We start from the raw sequence: 17,810 nt of genomic DNA on the forward strand, positions 1-17,810 counted from the left end.
TTCGTGGAGTCCCGAGTGGATCGCACTGCCCAGCTCACAGCCCTCCCAGTGGAGCACCACCTCGTATACGATCCGCCGTCCTTGTCAGGTCCGCTGCACCTCAGGGCGGCTGCCGTACTGGAAGGGAACTGGACGGGTGCCTCAACCGTCCCCTCCCGCGGTCTGTATCCGCACCAGTGGTCCTGGGACTCCGCGTTCATCGCGATCGGTCTGCGGCACCTCTCGCCGCTGCGGGCGCAGACGGAGCTGGAGACGCTGCTCGCCGCCCAGTGGGGCGACGGCCGTATCCCGCACATCGTCTTCAACCCCTCCGTACCGCTCGACGCGTACTTCCCGAGCCCCGACTTCTGGCGCTCCTCGACCGCGGGGCGCACCGCGGGCGCCCCGCGCACCGTACAGACCTCGGGCATCGTGCAGCCACCGGTCCACGCGCTGGCCGCGTGGCTGGTGCACTGCGCCGATCCGGGCCTCTCCCGCGCGCGTGGCTTCCTCGCCGGTGTCTACCCGCGGCTGGCCGCCTGGCACCGCTATCTGCTGCACCGGCGGGACCTGGGCGGGGGCGGGCTCGCGTCCGTCGTGCATCCCTGGGAACAGGGTATGGACAACAGCCCTTGCTGGGACGCCCCGTTGGGCCGGATCCCGCCCGCCCCGGCCCGTTCCTTCCGCCGCGCCGACCTCGACCACGGGGCCGCCGAGGACCGGCCCACGGATCTGGACTACGGCCGTTACGTGCGCCTGGCGACGGACTACCGGGACGGCGAATACGCCGACGGGGCAAGCGAGTTCGCGGTGGAGGACCCGTCCTTCAACGCGCTGCTGATCGCCTCCGAGCACGCACTGGCCCGTATCGCCCGGGAGTTGGGCGCGACGGGCACGGCCCGGCACGCGCGCGCGGAGCGCCTCACCGGGGTGCTGATCGAGCGGCTGTGGGACCCGGCGGAGGGCATGTTCTTCTGCCGCGACGTACGCGGCGAGGGACTGATCCCCGAGCGCAGCGTCTCCGGCCTGATCCCGCTCCTCCTCCCCGACCTGCCCCGGGACATCACCACCGCCCTCGTCCGTACGGCGTCCGGCCCGCACTTCGGGCTCGGTGACACCACCCGACTCCCGCCCAGCTACGACCTGTTGGGCGAGGCGTTCGATCCGCACCGGTACTGGCGCGGCCCGGCCTGGTTCAACACGAGCTGGCTGCTGGAGCGCGGCCTGCGGCTGCACGGCGAGCGGACACGGGCGGACGCGCTCCGCACGGCGGTCCTGGAGACCGCCGCCGCCACCGACTTCGCCGAGTACGTCGACCCGTACGACGGCGAGGCGTGCGGCGCGACCGGCTTCAGCTGGACCGCCGCGCTGACCCTCGATCTGCTTCACGAGCCCCCTGGACACGGCGTGTCCGCCGCGGGCCTCGGCACGTTCGACATGAGTGACACACGTGACTGACACCGACGTCAGTGACACAGAAGTCAAGGTCGCCAAGAGAATCAAGGGAGGGGACCGGGGATGACGGACCGGCATCATCTGCTCGTGCACGGCGGGACGTTCGCAGCCGTGGGCGACGGCGGGGACATCAGCGGCGTACGGGGCGGCAGTTCCCCGGACGGGTTATTCGTACGGGACGCCCGGCACCTGAGCCGCTGGCAGTTGACGGTCGACGGCGCGGTGCCGGAGGCGTTGACACCGGTGGCCGACGGAGACATGGCGCGCTGTGTCCTCGTCCCGCGCGGCGGCCGCCAGGAACCGCCCGCACACACGCTCTTCCGTGAACAGGCCGTCGGCGACGGCGCGTTCGTCGAATCGCTGAAGGTGACCAGCAACCGTCCGGTCCCGACGACGGTCCGGCTCGCGGTCACCGCCGACGCCGACTTCACCGACCAGTTCGAACTCCGCTCCGACTACCGCACCTACGCGAAGACCGGCGCCACCCGCTCCCGCCAAGTCCTGGAGGACGGCGTGGAGTTCGCCTACCAGCGCGGCGAATGGCGTTCTTGTACGACGGTCACGGCCGAGCCCGCTCCGGACGGCGTCGAGGAGACCGGCACCGGCGCCCGCCGCATGGTGTGGACCCTGGACCTCGAACCGCACGGCACCGCCGAGTTGGCGCTCCGCGTGATGGCCCGCCCGCACGGCGACAAGCGCGCCCTGCGGGTACCGCGCTCACCGTCCGCCCTGAACGACCAACTCCTCGCTCTGGAGGGCGAGTACGTCCAGGGCGTCTCCTTCCCCACCGGCTGGCCGGAGTTGGCGGCCGCCTGCGCCCGGGGCCTGTCGGACCTGGCCTCGCTCCAGGTCCCGGCGACGGGTCCCGACGGCGAGGAACTGCGCGTACCGGCGGCGGGAGCCCCGTGGTTCCTGACCCTGCTGGGCCGGGACGCACTCCTCACATCGCTCTTCGCCCTCCCGTACCGCCCCCAACTGGCCGCAGCCACCCTCCCCGCCCTCGCCGCGACGCAGGCGACGGCGGTGGGCCCGGAGTCGGTGTCGCAGCCCGGCAAGATCGTGCACGAGGTGCGGCACGGCGAGTTGGCGCACTTCGGGCAGGTGCCGTACGGGCGTTACTACGGCTCGGTCGACGCGACCCCGCTGTTCCTGGTGCTGCTCGGGGCGTACGTGGAGCAGACCGGCGACACGGCCCTGGCCCGGCGCCTGGAGCCCAACGCCCGTGCCGCGATCGGCTGGATGCTCGACCACGGCGGCCTGACCTCACGCGGCTACCTGGTCTACCGCGCGGACCAGGGCGGCCTCGCCAATCAGAACTGGAAGGACTCCCCCGGCGCGATCTGCGGCGCCGACGGCACGCGCGCGAGCGGTCCGGTGATGGCGGCGGGGGCGCAGGGCTACGCGTACGACGCGCTGCGCCGTACGGCCCAACTCGCCCGCACGGTATGGGAGGACGAGACCTACGCGGCCCTCCTGGAACAGGCGGCAGCCGACCTCCGGGACCGTTTCCAGCGGGACTTCTGGATGCGGGAGCACTCCTTCCCGGCGCTGGCGCTGGACGGCGAGGGCCGGCAGGTCGACGCGCTGGCGTCGGACGCGGGCCACCTGCTCTGGTCCGGCCTGCTGGACAAGGAGTACGGCGAGCTGGTCGGCCGCAGACTGCTGGCCCCGGACTTCTTCTCGGGCTGGGGAGTCCGCACGCTGGCGTCAGGCCAAGCGGCCTACCACCCTCTCTCGTACCACCGGGGTTCGGTCTGGCCGCACGACAACGCGCTGATCACGCTGGGCCTGGCCCGCTACGGCCTGCACGACGAGGCCCGCACGGTCGCGCACGCGCTGGTCGACGCGGCGACGGCGACCGGCCACCGCCTCCCGGAGGTCCTCGCGGGCTACGGCCGCGACACCCACCCGGAGCCGGTTCCGTACCCGCACGCGTGCGTACGGGAGTCCCGCTCGGCGGCGGCTCCATTGGCGCTGCTCACGGCGGTCGGGGGCGCGTGACACAACGGTGATAAGCCGTTTGCCGGGTGTTTGCCCAGTTCCGTGAACAGGGGCACGAGGCAACTCGTACGGAAGAGCGGCGGTCCTGCCTCCCCAGTCGGACCGCCACTCCACTCCGATCACGGGCCTCGCACGGAAGGACCTTCGGGTTGCCTCAGCACACGAGCACACGCCAGACACCGAATACGGCCGGGGCAGCCGATGGCGAGGTACTGCCGCCGGACACGAACAACGAACCGACAGCGAAGCCGGGCGCCGCGATAACAACGCGGGAGGCCACACCGGTGGCCTCCGACACCGAGTCCAAGTCCGAGGCGGGCGCGGGGAGTTCAGCGGTCGGCGAGGGCGAGGCCGACGCGGGCAGTTCCCCGGCTGGCAAGGGTGAGGCCGACACTTCCGAAGTCACCGCGAGCGAGGCCAAGGCCGGCACTTCCGCAGGCGCGGCGACGAAAGCCGGGCTTCGCGGGGGTGCGGAAACGCAGGCCAACCCTTCGGCGAGCACCGGCAGCAAGGCCGACGCCGTTACTTCCGCAGGCGCGGAGACAGAGACCGGGCTTCACGGGGGCGCTGAAACACAGGCCAACCGTTCAGCGAGCACCGGCAGCAAGGCCAAGGCCGGAGCCTCCGCAGCTGCCGACACTGAGGCCGGCCTTTCGGCGGACGCCGACGGCAAGGCCAAGGCCAGAACCTCCTCAGTCGCCGAGACGAAGGCCGAGCGCCTCGCGAGCGTCAAGAGCAAGGCCAAGCCTTCTGCCGGCGCCGCGACCAAGGCCGGCACCCTCACAGGAGCCAAGGCCAAGGCTGGTTCGCCCACGAGCGCCAAGACCGAAGCGGGCACTTCCGCAGCCTCCAAAGCCGAGGCCGGTTCCCCCGCAGCCGCCAAGACCGAGGCCGGTTCACCTACGAGCGCCAGGACCGAAGCCGGTACTTCTACAACCTCCAAAGCCGAGGCCGGTTCCCCCGCAGCCGCCAAGACCGAGGCCGGAACCCCTGCCGCCGCCAAGACAGAGGCCGGTTCCGCGTCCAGCGCCAGGACCGAAGCCGGCGCTTCTCCCGCCGTCGGAACCGCGCACGCCGAGACCCCCGCGCCCGAACGGGCCGTAGAAGCACCGACCGAGGCCACGGCGGAAGCCGTGCCCGAAACCGGTTCCGCCGCGACGCCCGACACCGCGTCCAGCACCGTGAAGTCCCCGGCAACCGAAGCCGCAGGCACCGAAACACCCGCCTCCGAGGTCGCCGAGGACACCACCGCGACCGCCTCGGACACCGGAGTCGAAACCGAAGCCGAACCCGACGTCTCAGCCACCGACGCGGACGCGGACACCTCAACCGAATCCGTCACAGCCCCCGGCACCGACACCGAAGCCGCCGCAGACTCCACCCCCGAGCCCTCCGCAGCCGTCCCCCGCCCCAAGCGCCCCAACCCCCGCACCTGGAGCAGCCGCCTAGGCCTCCGCCGTCGCATGCAGGCTTGGCGCGAGAAGCACCCCGTAGCCGCACTCACCCTCTCCTGGGTCGTCACCTTCCTCGCCGCCGTGCTGGTCTACATCTGCCTCGAAATGCCCAACACGCTGGGGCAGTTGAGGCTGATGGAGTTCGCGCGGATACCGGCCGAGGCGATCATGGCGGCGGTGATTCTGCTGAGCCTGCCGCGGCGGGCCCGGATCATCGTGGCCGCGGGATTCGGCGCGCTCGTCGGGGCCATCGCCGTGTTGAACATGTTCGACATGGGGTTCAACGAATACCTGGGCCGGCACTTCAACATCATCCTGGACTGGAGCCTGTTCGGGGATGCCCGCGGGTATCTGAAGGACACCTTCGGCGGGACGGCCACCCAAGTCATCACGGTCGGTCTCATCGCCCTCATCGTCGTGCTGATCGCGCTCGTCGCCCTGGCGATGGTCCGGCTCAGCAACGTCCTGGTGACCTACAAGGCCATCTCGACCAAGGGCACCCTGATCGCCGGCACGGTGTGGATCACCCTCACCGCGTTCGCGCTGGAGTTCCACGGCATCCCGCTCGCCGCCGACCACACCGCCGGCGTCATCAAGTACCAGGTACGCGCGGTGCAGGAAACCCTGCGCGACGAGGCCGAGTTCAAGAAGGTCGCCAAGGTCGACGCCTTCGGCAACACCCCCGGCAGCCAGCTCGTCCCGGACCTCCGCGGCAAGGACATGATCTTCACCTTCATCGAGAGCTACGGCCGTAGCGCGATCGAGGACCCGATCATGGCGCCCGGCGTCGACTCGACGCTCGCCGCCGACACCAAGGCCCTCTCGAAGGCGGGCTTCGCCGCGAAGAGCGGCTGGCTGACCTCGGCGACGTACGGCGGCAGCAGCTGGCTCGGCCACTCCACCACCATGTCGGGCCTGTGGGTCAGCAACCAGCAGCGCTACCGCACGGTGATGGCCAGCGACCACCTCAGCCTGACCGACGCCTTCAAGAAGACCGGCGACTACGACACCGTCGGCGTGATGCCGGGCATCCAGAAGGGCTGGCCGGAGCAGAGCTTCTACGGCCTCGACAAGGTCTACAACGCCTTCCAACTCGGCTACCAGGGACCGAAGTTCAGCTGGTCGACGATGCCCGACCAGTACGCGCTGGAGCAGTTCCAGAAGCAGGTGCACAGCAAGCCCCGCACCGACGGCAAGTCGCTGATGTCCCTGCTGATCCTGACCTCCAGCCACCAGCCCTGGGCACCGATCCCGAAGCTCGTCCCCTGGGACCAGCTGGGCAACGGTTCGATCTTCGACTCGATCGAGAAGGCCGGCAACAAGGCGTCCAGCGTCATCGCCGACACCAGCAAGTCCCGCCAGGAGTATGGCAAGTCGATCCAGTACTCGGTGAACTCCCTCACCCAGTGGCTGGAGCGCTACGGCAACGACAACACCGTGCTCGTCTTCCTCGGCGACCACCAGCCGATCGCCCGTGTCAGCGGCAACCACGCCAGCCGTGACGTCCCGATCTCGATCGTCGCCAAGGACCCCAAGGTCCTTGAGAAGATCGACAGTTGGAACTGGACCGACGGCCTGCGCCCCGCGCACAAGGCCCCGGTGTGGAAGATGAGCGACTTCCGCGACAAGTTCCTCACGGCGTACGGCTCGACGCCCCACCCGAAGAAGAACTGACCGGCCACCGAGGGGAGTTCAGCCTCCGGACGTGTCCAGCTCCGCGTCCTCGCTGATCCCCGCGCAGTCGTACGGGTCCTTCAGCCAACCGTCCGGCAACACCACCCTGTTGTTGCCGGACGTACGGCCGCGGGGCCCGTCCGCGCTCGCCGGCCAGGGCTGGTCGAGGTCCAACTCGTCGAGCCCGGACCGGAGTTCCTCCAGCGAGGACGTGATCGCGAGCCGCTTGCGCATCTCGCTCCCGACCGCGAAGCCCTTCAGGTACCAGGCGACGTGCTTGCGGAAGTCGATGACCCCGCGCGCCTCGTCCCCGATCCACTCGCCGAGCAGCGTCGCGTGCCGCACCATGACGTCGGCAACCTCGCGCAACGACGGCTCCAAGACGTCCTGTTGACGCCCCTCGAAGGCGGCCACGAGATCGGCGAACAGCCACGGACGCCCGAGGCACCCGCGCCCGACCACGACCCCGTCGCACCCGGTCTCCCGCACCATCCGCAGCGCGTCCTGCGCCGACCAGATGTCGCCGTTGCCGAGCACGGGGATCTCCGGCACATGCTCCTTCAGGCGCGCGATCGCGTCCCAGTCCGCCGTACCGCCGTAGTGCTGGGCGGCCGTGCGGCCGTGCAGCGCGATGGACGTGACGCCCTCCTCGACGGCGATGCGGCCGGCGTCGAGGAAGGTGATGTGGTCGTCGTCGATGCCCTTGCGCATCTTCATCGTGACGGGGAGGTCGCCGGCCCCGCTGACGGCCTCCTTCAGGATCGCCCGCAGCAGGTTCCGCTTGTACGGCAGCGCGGAGCCGCCGCCCTTGCGGGTCACCTTCGGCACCGGGCAGCCGAAGTTGAGGTCGATGTGGTCGGCGAGCCCCTCCTCCGCGATCATGCGGACGGCCTTGCCGACGGTCGCCGGGTCCACGCCGTAGAGCTGGATCGAACGCGGCGTCTCGGTCGCGTCGAAACGGATCAGCTGCATGGTCTTGTCGTTGCGCTCGACCAGCGCCCGGGTCGTGATCATCTCGCTGACGAACAGGCCCTTGCCGCCGCTGAACTCCCTGCACAGGGTGCGGAAGGGCGCGTTGGTGATCCCGGCCATGGGGGCCAGGACGACGGGCGGCGAGACGGTGTGCGGGCCGACCCGCAAGGGCGACACAGCCGGGGAGACAGACGGGGACACGGGCGTGGACATTGCTCCATTGTCCCGCACCGCGTCAGGTGCTCGGCCGCAGGATCATGTATCGGTAATTAGTTAGCCGCACTATCGAGTTTGGCGTACGATGGTGCGCATGCCCGAGCTCAGCCACCGCCGCCGACAGCTGGTGCTCGCGATCTGCTGCATGAGTCTGCTGATCGTGAGCCTGGACGTGACCATCCTGAACGTCGCACTGCCCGCGATGCAGACCGACCTGCACGCCTCGACCTCCGGTCTGCAGTGGACGATCGACGCGTACACCCTGGTCCTCGCCTCCCTGCTGATGCTGGCGGGCTCCACGGCCGACCGGATCGGCCGCAAGCGGGTCTTCATCGCCGGCCTGGTGGTCTTCAGCCTCGGCTCCCTCCTCTGCTCCCTCGCGCCCGATCTGGACGCGCTGATCTGGTTCCGCATGATCCAGGCGGTCGGCGGCTCGATGCTCAACCCGGTCGCCATGTCGATCATCACCAACACCTTCACCGAGCCGCGCGAGCGCGCCCGGGCGATCGGTGTGTGGGGTGCGGTCGTCGGCATATCGATGGCCGCCGGTCCGCTGATCGGCGGGCTGCTCGTGGACTCGGTCGGCTGGCGCTCGATCTTCTGGATCAACCTGCCGGTGGGCCTGGCCGCGCTGCTGCTCACGCTGAAGTTCATCCCGGAGTCCCGCGCGCCCAAGGCCCGCCGTGCCGACCCGGTCGGTCAGCTCATGGTGATCGCCCTGTTCGGCTCCCTGACGTACGCGATCATCGAGGCGCCGAGCTCCGGGTTCACCTCGATCCTGCCCTTCGCCGTCCTCGCGCTGGCCGCCCTCGCAGGGCTCCTCTGGTACGAGCCGCGGCGCGACGAACCCCTCATCGATCTGCGCTTCTTCCGTTCGGCGCCGTTCAGCGGGGCGACGGTGATCGCCATCAGCGCGTTCTCGGCGCTGGGCGGCTTCCTGTTCCTGTCCACGCTGTATCTGCAGAACGTGGTCGGTCTCGACGCGCTGCACGCCGGTCTGTGGATGCTGCCGATGGCTGTGCCCACGTTCCTGTGCGCACCGATCTCCGGGCGGCTGGTCGGCAGTCGGGGGCCGCGAATATCCCTGCTGATCGCGGGGACCGCGATGACGGCGAGTGCGGTGATGTTCGCGGGGTTCGAGGCGGAGACGTCCGGCGTCTCGCGGTTCATCGGGTACGCGCTGTTCGGGATCGGCTTCGGGTTCGTGAACGCGCCGATCACCAACACGGCGGTGTCCGGGATGCCTCGGGCTCAGGCCGGGGTTGCGGCGGCCGTGGCGTCCACGAGCCGGCAGCTGGGGCAGACGCTCGGGGTTGCCGTGGTGGGGGCGGTGTTGGCTTCCGGGGTGGCGGCGTCGTCGTACAAGGAGACGTTTGTTTCTGCGGCCCGGCCCGGGTGGTGGATCCTCGTTGCCTGCGGGTTGGCCGTGCTGGTGTTGGGGGCGGTGACGAGTGGGGCTTGGGCCCGGCGGACCGCTGAACGTACGGCTGACAAGTTGTCGTCCGTTGAGGTGCGCGAGGCTGCGGGGATCAGCGCTTAGTCATGCGAGTGCGGGTGTGCCGCGGCTGGTCGCGCCCACGCGGCGGTGGCCGCACATCAGACACAGCCCAGCGCCCCTAAAAGCAGAACCCTCACCTGGCCTGCGCTATGGCGTGCAGCCTCTCCAGGCGTCCCCTCGACTCGGCGTCCGCGGGAGCGTACGTCACCATCCTCGGGCCCCTCGCCGGGCCCAGCCACAGGTCTGTGTGGTCGACGGTGATGCGGCCCACGTGGGCGTTGCGGAACTCCTTGCGGCGGGGGCTGGCGCCCATGACCTCGTGGCGGTCCCAGACCTCGCAGAACTCGGGGGACGTGCGCAGGCGCTTCAGGAGGGTCTTCCAGGTGGGGTCGGCGAGGTGGTCGGCCATCGAGCCCCGGAAGCGGGCGGCCATGAGGCGTTGGGTCTTCTCCAGGTGCACGATCGACGACCGCCACTCCTCGTGCGTGTAGGAGAGGATCATGCAGTTGCGGTCCTCGGGCGGTACCGCGTCCAGGTCGCAGAGCAGCATCCCGTAGGTGCGGTTGTAGGCGAGGATGTCGTAGCGGCTGTTCTGCAGACAGGCCGGGATCGGGTCCAGCTGGTCCAGCATCGCCTGCAGGGCGGGCGTGACGACCGCGCAGCTCGTGGCCGGCCGCGGGTCGATCGCACCGGCCAGCTGGAAGAGGTGGGAGCGCTCGCTGCTGTCCAGGAACAGGGTGCGGGCGAGGGCGTCGAGAACCTGTACCGAGACCTGGATGTCCCTCGCCTGTTCGAGCCACGTGTACCAGGTGACTCCGACCGCGGCGAGCTGCGCGACCTCCTCGCGGCGCAGACCGGGTGTACGGCGCCGGGTGCCGCGCGGGAGGCCGACCTGCTCGGGGGTGATGTGCTCACGGCGGTGGCGCAGGAAGGCGGCGAGCTCATGCCGCCGGACCGTCGACGCGGTCTGCGGACCGACCCCCGGAGCACCGGCCGCCTCAGTCACCGCACCAACCGCCGCCCCCGTCACCGTCTCCTGTGCCATCGTCGTCATCACCCCAGTCTGCCGCTGTACGGAGCCTGTTTCCAGGTAGTCCTGCTACCAGGATAAGGACACTCTGGTACCAGTCTCGCAAGAGGCGCACGCTCGTCAGCGTGACCGAAACCATCGCTTCCCGCACCGTGAAATCCCCGGCGGCGGCACCCGTGCTCAGCGGCCTCGGACTGTTCACGGTGCTGCTGGCCGCGGCGCTGCCCCTCATCGACTTCTTCATCGTGAACGTGGCCCTGCCGACCATCGGCAAGGACCTCTCGGCGAGCGAGGCCGTCCTCGAACTCGTCGTCGCCGGCTACGGAGTCTCGTACGCCGTGCTGCTCGTCCTCGGCGGCCGGCTCGGCGACCTGTTCGGGCGCCGTCGGCTGTTCCTGGGCGGGATGGCCGCGTTCGGCGTCACCTCGCTGGCGTGCGGGCTCGCGCCCACCGCGTGGACGCTGGTCGCCGCGCGGATCGCGCAGGGCGCGGCGTCCGCGGCGATGCTCCCGCAGGTCCTCGCCACCATCCAGTCCGCCACCCAGGGCCCGCGCCGCGCCAAGGCGATGGGCCTGTACGGCGCGACCGCCGGCCTGGCCATGGTGGCCGGCCAGATCCTCGGCGGGGTCCTGGTCGCCGCGGACATCGCCGGTACCGGCTGGCGCGCGGTGTTCCTGGTGAACGTGCCGGTCGTCGTCATCGGACTGTTCCTGGCCGCCAAGGTCGTACCGGAGACGCGTTCCCAGCACCCTGAGCCGGTGGACGTGCCCGGCACCTTCCTGCTCGGCGCGTCCCTGCTGGCGCTGCTGGTGCCGCTGACCGAGGGCCGGGCGGCGGGCTGGCCGCTGTGGACGTGGCTGTCGCTGGCCGCGTTCCCGGGGCTCGCGTCGGCGTTCTACGCGGTGGAGCGCAGGGCGGACCGGCAGGGCCGTACGCCGCTGGTGCCGCCGAGTCTGCTGGCGCTGACCTCGCTGCGGCGCGGGCTGGTGATGATCCTGCCGTTCGCGATCGGCTTCAGCGGGTTCATGTTCGTGATCGCGGTGGCGTTGCAGAGCGGCGCGGGTCTCGGCCCGGTCGCGGCGGGCCTCGCGCTCGTCCCGCTGGCGGTGACCTTCTTCCTCGCCTCGCTCGCCGGGCCGCGCCTGGTGGCCCGGTACGGCACGCGGGTCGTGACCGCCGGTTCGGTCATCCAGGCGGTGGGTCTGGGGCTGATCGTGCTGGCCGTGTGGCGCTCCTGGCCGCACCTCGGGTTCGTCGAACTGCTCCCGGGCGCGGCCGTCGCCGGAGCCGGTCAGGCGCTCCAACTCCCCATCATCTTCCGCATCATCCTGTCCGAGGTCCCGGCCGCCCGTGCCGGTGTGGGCGCCGGCGTCATGGTCACCACCCAGCAGTCCGCGCTGGCGCTGGGCGTGGCCACGCTCGGCACCCTCTTCCTCTCCCTGGTCCCGGGGATGGGCATGCGGGACGCCCTGGCCATAACCCTGTTGGTGCAGCTGGCCGGGGTCGTCCTGACCGGCCTGCTCAGCCTGCGGCTGCCGCGCACGATCGGGTGACATACCGGACGACGTGCGGGCCACCTGCCGGACGGCACCTGGGATGTCATGTTCACAGCTTGGACAACTCGGCGTGAATTGAGCCCTGTTGATGTTGGTCTTGCTGCACACTCTGTGCCGGAGGCGAGACATCATGCTGGAGATCAACACGAGCAAGGTGAGCCGCTGGGACCAGCACGGACGCGAGCACATCGTCCGGGTGCTGCGCACCGGCGCGAAGCGCACGATCAGCTGCGACACGTGCGGCTGGAAGAAGAGCGCCCAGTTCCTGCCGTGGCTGAAGGCGGAGGAGCATCTGGCCGAGGAGCACCAGGCGACGGTGGATCCGTCGGCCGGCTGACCGGGGAGCGATGAGTTCGCGGGGCGAGGAGAGTCGTATCCGATACGACTCCCCGGACCGGAAGGCCGACCGATGAGCTCTCTCCACGACACCCTGCGGCGACGCGTCGACGACGGCACCGTGCCGGGGGCGGTGGGCCTGGTGGCCCGCGGCGACGACGTCGAAGTGGTCGCCGTCGGCTCCGTCGACGCCGAAGGCACCGCCCCGATGGCCCGCGACTCGATCTTCCGGATCGCCTCGGTCAGCAAGCCGGTCACGGCGGCGGCGGTGCTGGCCCTGGTGGAGGACGGACGCCTGGCGCTGGACGCCCCGGTGGCGGAGTGGCTGCCGGAGCTGGCGAAGCCGACGGTGGTCCGCACACCCTCCTCGCCGATCGAGGACGTCGTGCCCGCGGACCGCCCCATCACCGTCGAGGACCTGCTGAGTTTCCGGGCCGGCTGGGGCTTCCCGGACGACTTCTTCCTGGCGGCCGTCCAGGAGCTGCTCGCGTTCCAGCAGGACGGCCGCGCGCCCTACCTCCAGCCCGGCCCCGACGAATGGCTCGCCGCCCTGTCCAGGATCCCGATGGTGCGCCAGCCGGGCGCCGCGTGGCTCTACAACACCTGCTCGGACCTCCAGGGCGTCCTGGTCGCCCGCGCCTCGGGCTCGCCGTTCCCCGACTTCCTGGCGGAGCGGTTCTTCGGGCCGCTGGGCATGCCGGACACGGCGTTCGCGGTGCCGGAGTCGAAGCGGGACCGCTTCACCACCGCCTACACCCCGGGCGAGCTGGGCACCCTGGAGCGGGCCGACACCCCCGACGGCGGCTTCAGCCGGCCCCCGGCCTTCCCCTCGGGCGCCGGCGGCCTGGTCTCGACGGCCGACGACCTGCTGGCCTTCGGCCGGATGCTCGCGAACGCCGGAGCGGCACCGGACGGCACCCCGGTCCTCTCCCCCACCTCCGTGAGCCGCATGACCACCAACCACCTCACCGCCGCCCAGCGCGAGGCCGCCACCCTCTTCCTGGAGGGCCAGGGCTGGGGCTACGGCGGCCAGGTCGACGTCGCCCCGATCGATCCGTGGAACGTCCCCGGCCGCTACGGCTGGGTCGGCGGCACCGGCACCACGGCCCACGTGGTCCCGCCCACGGGCACGGTGACGGTCCTGCTGACCCAGGTGGCGATGACGAGCCCGGTACCGACACCGCTGATGCGGGAGTTCTGGGGGTACGCGGCGGGGAGCTGACCCTCTCGCCCCGCCGTCGCGGCCGGCACGACCTGCTCCCCGACCGTCACCGTCACCGTCACCGTCAAGGTGAACTGACCGGCGCTTACAGCCAGTTCACCGCAGCCCGCGCACCAACAACTCCACCATCGCCCCGAACTCCCCCTCCACGCCCGGCTTCAGCCACTCCCGTGCGTAGGACGGGTCATGGAAACGGCCCGTCGCCTGGAACACCGTGCGGGCCGCGACGGCCGGGTCGGTGACCGTGAAGGCGCCGCTCTCGACGCCCGCCCGCACGATCTCCGTCAGCTGGCCGGTGAGTTCGGCGATGTGCTCGCTGACCGCCTCGCCCGCCTCCTCGGCGAGGACCGAGTACGTGGCGAAGAGTTCGGGATCGCCGCCCGCCTTCTTCCGCTTGGCCTCGAACAACCCTGCGAGCCAGTGCCGCAGCCGGGTCTCCGGGTCGCGGTCCTCCGTCACGAAACGGGACAGCATCTGCGAAGTCCGGTCCAGCCAGCGCTTGGTGACCGCCTCCCGCAGCGCGGCCTTCGTGCGGAAGTGCCGGTAGACGGTGCCATGGCTGACGCCGAGCGCGCGGGCCACGTCCACCACGGTGGCCTTCGCCGGGCCGTGGCGGCGCAGCACCTCCTCGGTCGCTGCGAGGATGCGCTCGGCGGTCAGGGTCTCGCTCGGTGACATGACGAAGACCGTACCCGCAGGCCGGATCAGTGCTCGCTGTCGAGGTGCGCCATCATCGCCGACGGGTAGCGGTCACCCACCGCCGAGTCCGCCGGTACGGCCGCCTCGATCGCGGCCAGGTCCCCGGCGTCCAGTACGACGTCCAGCGCGCCCAGCGACTCCGTCAGCCGCTCCCGGGTGCGCGCGCCGACCAGCGGCACGATGTCCTCGCCCCGCGACAGCACCCAGGCGATGGCGAGCTGGGCGACGGAGACGCCCTTCTGCTCGGCGAGCTTCCGCAACTGCTCGACCAGGGTCAGGTTGTGCTGGAGGTTCTCGCCCTGGAAGCGCGGCGAGTGCGCCCGGAAGTCGCTGGCCCCGAGCTGCCGGTCGGAGGTGAAGTGCCCGGAGATCAGCCCGCGGGACAGCACGCCGTACGCGGTGACGGAGATGCCCAGCTCGCGGGTGACCGGCAGGATCCGGTCCTCGATGCCGCGCGTGATCAGCGCGTACTCCAGCTGCACATCCGCGATCGGCGCGGTCGCGGCGGCCCGGCGGATCGTGTCGGCGCCGACCTCGCTGAGCCCGATGTGCCGGACGTAGCCCTGCTCGACCAGCTCGGCGATCGCGCCGACCGTCTCCTCGACCGGTACGCCGGGGTCGATCCGGGCGATCCGGTACACGTCGATGTGGTCGACGCCGAGGCGCTGGAGGGAGTACGCGGCGAAGTTCTTCACGGCGGCGGGCCGTCCGTCGTAGCCGCTCCAGCCGCCGTCCGGGCCGCGCAGCGCCCCGAACTTCACGCTGGTGAGCGCCTGTTCGCGACGGGCGGCCGGGGCGGCACGCAGGGCCTCGCCGATCAGCATCTCGTTGTGGCCCATGGCGTAGAAGTCGCCGGTGTCGAGGAGCGTCACGCCCGCTTCGAGGGCGGCGTGGATGGTGGCGATGGACTCGGCCCGGTCCGCGTCGCCGTACAACGCGGACATGCCCATGCAGCCGAGGCCGAGGGCGGAGACCTGGGGGCCGGTGGTTCCGAGAGTGCGCGTGGGGATCGTCATGCGTCCCACCTTGGCATGACAGCTGACAGATTTCAATATCTGTCATTCCATACTTGTCAGCGCGCCCCGCACCCGTCAGCACGATCGACTGGTACAGACCTCTTGACGAAAGGTCTGGACCACGAGCACTGTCATGCCTACGACACACGACACCTCACCGCACCCCCACCGGGAGGCCCGTATGCTCCGTCGGCTCCTCACCGCCGCCCTCACGGCGGCCACGCTCCTCGTCCCCCTCTCGATAGCCGCCGCCCCCACGGCGTCCGCGGCCGACACCTGCGCCGTGAAGTCCCGCCCGGCCGGCAAGGTCCTCCAGGGCTACTGGGAGAACTGGGACGGTTCCTCCAACGGCGTTCATCCGCCCTTCGGTTGGACCCCGATCACCAACTCCGCGATCGCCGCCCACGGTTACAACGTGATCAACGCAGCCTTCCCGGTGATCCGTTCAGACGGCACCGCCCTCTGGGAGGACGGCATGGACGCGGGCGTGAAGGTGGCCACGCCGGCCGAGATGTGCGCGGCGAAGGCCTCCGGCCAGACGATCCTGATGTCGATCGGCGGCGCGGCCGCGGGCATCGACCTCAGCTCGTCCACGGTGGCCGACAAGTTCGTCTCGACGATCGTCCCGATCCTGAAGAAGTACAACTTCGACGGCATCGACATCGACATCGAGACGGGCCTGGTCGGCAGCGGAAACATCGGCCAACTCTCCACGTCCCAGGCCAACTTGATCCGCATCATCGACGGCATCCTCGCCCAGATGCCGTCCAACTTCGGCCTGACGATGGCCCCGGAGACCGCGTACGTCACCGGCGGCAGCATCACGTACGGCTCGATCTGGGGCGCGTATCTCCCGATCGTGAAGAAGTACGCGGACAACGGCCGCCTGTGGTGGCTCAACATGCAGTACTACAACGGCAGCATGTACGGCTGCTCCGGCGACTCGTACTCCGCCGGCACGGTCGCGGGCTTCACCGCCCAGACCGACTGCCTCAACAAGGGCCTGGTCGTGCAGGGTACGACGATCAAGGTGCCGTACGACAAGCAAGTACCGGGACTGCCCGCCCAGTCGGGCGCGGGCGGCGGCTACATGTCACCGTCCCTGGTCTCCCAGGCGTGGAAGCACTACGGCACGAGTCTCAAGGGCCTGATGACCTGGTCCATCAACTGGGACGGCTCGAAGAACTGGACGTTCGGCGACAACGTAAAGTCCCTGCAAGGGCGTTGAGAGCAGCGCACAAAAAAACTGCGGGCGGGCTGATCAACTCGGCCCGCCCGCAGTCCGGTTCAGAAGTCAGACCCTAGGCACCGATCAGGCGGCCCGCGAGGTAGCCCTCGATCTGGTCCAGGGAGATGCGCTCCTGCTTCATGGAGTCGCGCTCGCGCACCGTCACCGCGTTGTCCTCAAGCGTGTCGAAGTCGACCGTCACGCAGTACGGCGTACCGATCTCGTCCTGACGACGGTAACGACGGCCGATGGCACCCGCGTCGTCGAACTCGATGTTCCAGTTCTGACGCAGCGCGGCGGCAAGGCCCTTGGCCTTCGGGGACAGCTCAGGGTTGCGCGACAGGGGAAGCACCGCGACCTTCACCGGGGCGAGCCGGTGGTCGAGACGCAGCACCGTGCGCTTCTCCAACTTGCCCTTGGCGTTGGGCGCTTCGTCCTCGACGTAGGCGTCGAGGAGGAAGGCCAGCATCGCGCGGCCGACACCGGCGGCGGGCTCGATGACGTACGGCGTCCAGCGCTCCTGGGCCTCCTGGTCGAAGAAGGAGAGGTCCTGGCCGGAGGCCTTGGAGTGGGCGTTCAGGTCGAAGTCCGTGCGGTTGGCGACGCCTTCCAGCTCGCCCCACTCGTTGCCGCCGAACTGGAAGCGGTACTCGATGTCAGCGGTGCGCTTGGAGTAGTGGGAGAGCTTCTCCTTGGGGTGGTCGTACCACCGCATGTTCTCCTCGCGCAGGCCCAGGCCGGTGTACCAGTTCCAGCGCTGCTCCATCCAGTACTCCTGCCACTTCTCGTCCTCGCCCGGCTTGACGAAGAACTCCATCTCCATCTGCTCGAACTCGCGGGTCCGGAAGATGAAGTTGCCGGGCGTGATCTCGTTGCGGAAGGACTTGCCCATCTGCGCGATGCCGAACGGCGGCTTGCGGCGCGAAGTGGTCTGCACCTGGGCGAAGTTGGTGAAGATGCCCTGGGCGGTCTCCGGGCGCAGATAGGCGACCGAGCCGGTGTCCTGCGTCGGGCCCAGGTGGGTGGAGAGCAGGCCGGAGAACTCCTTGGGCTCGGTGAACTGGCCCTTGTTGCCGCAGTTGGGGCAGTTGATGTCGGCGAGGCCCTTCTCGGGGGCGCGGCCGTGCTTGGCCTCGTACGCCTCCTCCAGGTGGTCCGCGCGGAACCGCTTGTGGCACGCGGTGCACTCGGTCAGCGGGTCCGAGAAAGTGGCGACATGGCCGGAGGCGACCCACACCTCGGGGGCCAGGATCACGGACGAGTCGATACCGACCACGTCCTCGCGCGACGTCACCATGTAGCGCCACCACTGGCGCTTCAGGTTCTCCTTGAGCTCGACACCCAAGGGCCCGTAGTCCCAGGCGGCGCGCTGGCCGCCGTAGATCTCACTACTGGGGAATACGAAGCCACGGCGCTTGCTCAGGCTGACGATGGTGTCGATCTTGTCGGCGGCCACGATGCTCTCTTCATGACG

13 protein-coding genes are annotated in these 17,810 nt (G+C 70.1%); 8 read left to right on the plus strand and 5 right to left on the minus strand.

The annotated features are described in order from the left end of the window. Window positions 1–15 precede the first annotated feature (15 nt). The 3 genes from OG496_RS20780 (at window position 16) to OG496_RS20790 (ending at window position 6,563) form a co-directional block, all read left to right on the plus strand. Window positions 16–1,437: an MGH1-like glycoside hydrolase domain-containing protein gene (locus OG496_RS20780; RefSeq protein ID WP_405971943.1), complete on the plus strand. Its 1,422-nt coding sequence runs from the start codon at window positions 16–18 to the stop codon at window positions 1,435–1,437. A 60-nt stretch (window positions 1,438–1,497) separates the two neighbouring features. Continuing rightward, window positions 1,498–3,435 carry a glycogen debranching N-terminal domain-containing protein gene (locus OG496_RS20785; RefSeq protein WP_405971944.1) on the plus strand — a complete coding sequence of 646 codons (1,938 nt, stop codon included), beginning with the start codon at window positions 1,498–1,500 and terminating at the stop codon, window positions 3,433–3,435. A 284-nt stretch (window positions 3,436–3,719) separates the two neighbouring features. Beyond that, window positions 3,720–6,563 (plus strand): sulfatase-like hydrolase/transferase, encoded by a 2,844-nt coding sequence (locus OG496_RS20790; RefSeq protein WP_405971945.1) that lies wholly within the window; start codon window positions 3,720–3,722, stop codon window positions 6,561–6,563. Window positions 6,564–6,581: 18 nt separating this feature from the next. Here OG496_RS20790 and dusB read toward each other — a convergent pair whose 3' ends face one another. Then, window positions 6,582–7,748 (minus strand): tRNA dihydrouridine synthase DusB, encoded by a 1,167-nt coding sequence (gene dusB / locus OG496_RS20795; RefSeq protein ID WP_405971946.1) that lies wholly within the window; start codon window positions 7,746–7,748, stop codon window positions 6,582–6,584. Between the two features lie 97 nt (window positions 7,749–7,845). On the opposite strand from dusB, the gene OG496_RS20800 reads away from it, so the two are divergent. Further along, window positions 7,846–9,291 carry an MFS transporter gene (locus OG496_RS20800; RefSeq protein WP_366490975.1) on the plus strand — a complete coding sequence of 482 codons (1,446 nt, stop codon included), beginning with the start codon at window positions 7,846–7,848 and terminating at the stop codon, window positions 9,289–9,291. Between the two features lie 91 nt (window positions 9,292–9,382). Here the strand turns inward: OG496_RS20800 and OG496_RS20805 are convergent, their stop codons facing one another. Beyond that, window positions 9,383–10,303, minus strand: a complete 921-nt coding sequence (locus OG496_RS20805; protein WP_405971947.1) for a helix-turn-helix transcriptional regulator — start codon at window positions 10,301–10,303, stop codon at window positions 9,383–9,385. 101 nt (window positions 10,304–10,404) lie between these two features. Between OG496_RS20805 and OG496_RS20810 the strand changes: the two genes are divergently transcribed. The 3 genes from OG496_RS20810 (at window position 10,405) to OG496_RS20820 (ending at window position 13,393) form a co-directional block, all read left to right on the plus strand. Then, window positions 10,405–11,832 carry an MFS transporter gene (locus OG496_RS20810; RefSeq protein WP_405971948.1) on the plus strand — a complete coding sequence of 476 codons (1,428 nt, stop codon included), beginning with the start codon at window positions 10,405–10,407 and terminating at the stop codon, window positions 11,830–11,832. A 133-nt stretch (window positions 11,833–11,965) separates the two neighbouring features. Then, on the plus strand, window positions 11,966–12,172 hold the full coding sequence (locus OG496_RS20815) for a hypothetical protein (protein WP_365300232.1): 207 nt from the start codon (window positions 11,966–11,968) through the stop codon (window positions 12,170–12,172). Between the two features lie 72 nt (window positions 12,173–12,244). Further along, window positions 12,245–13,393: a serine hydrolase domain-containing protein gene (locus OG496_RS20820; RefSeq protein WP_405971949.1), complete on the plus strand. Its 1,149-nt coding sequence runs from the start codon at window positions 12,245–12,247 to the stop codon at window positions 13,391–13,393. A gap of 96 nt (window positions 13,394–13,489) precedes the next feature. On the opposite strand, the gene OG496_RS20825 is transcribed toward OG496_RS20820, so the two are convergent. Further along, the gene (locus OG496_RS20825) at window positions 13,490–14,071 is read right to left on the minus strand and encodes a TetR family transcriptional regulator (RefSeq protein WP_405971950.1); all 582 of its coding nucleotides are present in this window, start codon (window positions 14,069–14,071) and stop codon (window positions 13,490–13,492) included. A 26-nt stretch (window positions 14,072–14,097) separates the two neighbouring features. Continuing rightward, window positions 14,098–15,108: an aldo/keto reductase gene (locus OG496_RS20830; protein ID WP_405971951.1), complete on the minus strand. Its 1,011-nt coding sequence runs from the start codon at window positions 15,106–15,108 to the stop codon at window positions 14,098–14,100. A gap of 181 nt (window positions 15,109–15,289) precedes the next feature. Between OG496_RS20830 and OG496_RS20835 the strand changes: the two genes are divergently transcribed. Beyond that, a complete protein-coding gene (locus OG496_RS20835; protein ID WP_405971952.1) occupies window positions 15,290–16,336 on the plus strand; it encodes a chitinase in 1,047 nt (348 codons plus the stop codon). Between the two features lie 73 nt (window positions 16,337–16,409). Here OG496_RS20835 and OG496_RS20840 read toward each other — a convergent pair whose 3' ends face one another. Continuing rightward, window positions 16,410–17,792: a glycine--tRNA ligase gene (locus tag OG496_RS20840; protein ID WP_366490967.1), complete on the minus strand. Its 1,383-nt coding sequence runs from the start codon at window positions 17,790–17,792 to the stop codon at window positions 16,410–16,412. Window positions 17,793–17,810: the final 18 nt, after the last annotated feature.

It is taken from the genome of Streptomyces sp. NBC_00988 (assembly GCF_045162645.1).
Taxonomy (GTDB): domain Bacteria; phylum Actinomycetota; class Actinomycetes; order Streptomycetales; family Streptomycetaceae; genus Streptomyces.

Coding starts and splice junctions, on each gene's coding strand:
- OG496_RS20820 (WP_405971949.1), top strand. CDS start 12,245: ATGAGCTCTCTCCACGACACCCTGCGGCGACGCGTCGACGACGGCACC.
- OG496_RS20805 (WP_405971947.1), bottom strand. CDS start 10,303: ATGACGACGATGGCACAGGAGACGGTGACGGGGGCGGCGGTTGGTGCG.
- OG496_RS20830 (WP_405971951.1), bottom strand. CDS start 15,108: ATGACGATCCCCACGCGCACTCTCGGAACCACCGGCCCCCAGGTCTCC.
- OG496_RS20825 (WP_405971950.1), bottom strand. CDS start 14,071: ATGTCACCGAGCGAGACCCTGACCGCCGAGCGCATCCTCGCAGCGACC.
- dusB (WP_405971946.1), bottom strand. CDS start 7,748: ATGTCCACGCCCGTGTCCCCGTCTGTCTCCCCGGCTGTGTCGCCCTTG.
- OG496_RS20835 (WP_405971952.1), top strand. CDS start 15,290: ATGCTCCGTCGGCTCCTCACCGCCGCCCTCACGGCGGCCACGCTCCTC.
- OG496_RS20815 (WP_365300232.1), top strand. CDS start 11,966: ATGCTGGAGATCAACACGAGCAAGGTGAGCCGCTGGGACCAGCACGGA.
- OG496_RS20800 (WP_366490975.1), top strand. CDS start 7,846: ATGCCCGAGCTCAGCCACCGCCGCCGACAGCTGGTGCTCGCGATCTGC.
- OG496_RS20785 (WP_405971944.1), top strand. CDS start 1,498: ATGACGGACCGGCATCATCTGCTCGTGCACGGCGGGACGTTCGCAGCC.